This is a genomic window from Streptacidiphilus jeojiense (assembly GCF_000719095.1).
GTDB lineage: Bacteria > Actinomycetota > Actinomycetes > Streptomycetales > Streptomycetaceae > Streptacidiphilus > Streptacidiphilus jeojiensis.
On record NZ_JOEH01000115.1, the window covers coordinates 1 to 313 of the forward strand.

Genomic DNA, 313 nt, shown 5'->3' on the forward strand with positions numbered 1-313 from the left:
CGAAGAGGGAGTTGCCCTCGGCGATCCAGGGACGCTGCACGGCGCCGTCGACGGCGGGCTTGAAGAACTTGACCATTTCGTTCTTCTTGACGGCCGGTACGTCGTATACGGACTTGCGGGTGGGCAGCAGGCTGAGCTTCTCGGTGGTCTGCTGCTGGACAGAGGCCGAGCTCATGTACTTCACGAAGGCGTAAGCGGCCTGCAAGTTCTTGCTGCCGGCGTAGACGGAGAGGTTCCAGCCGCCCTGCGGGGAGCCCTGGGCGCTGCTGCCGCCGGGGACCGGGGCGACGCCGAGGTTCTCCTTGTCCTTGAA

Annotated in this window: 1 protein-coding gene; it reads right to left on the reverse strand. The window is 65.2% G+C overall.

Annotated features, from left to right (window positions below; all coding sequences use genetic code 11):
- On the reverse strand, positions 1 to 313 hold a 313-nt coding region (locus IF29_RS0141270; RefSeq protein WP_030267766.1), incomplete at both ends, for an extracellular solute-binding protein.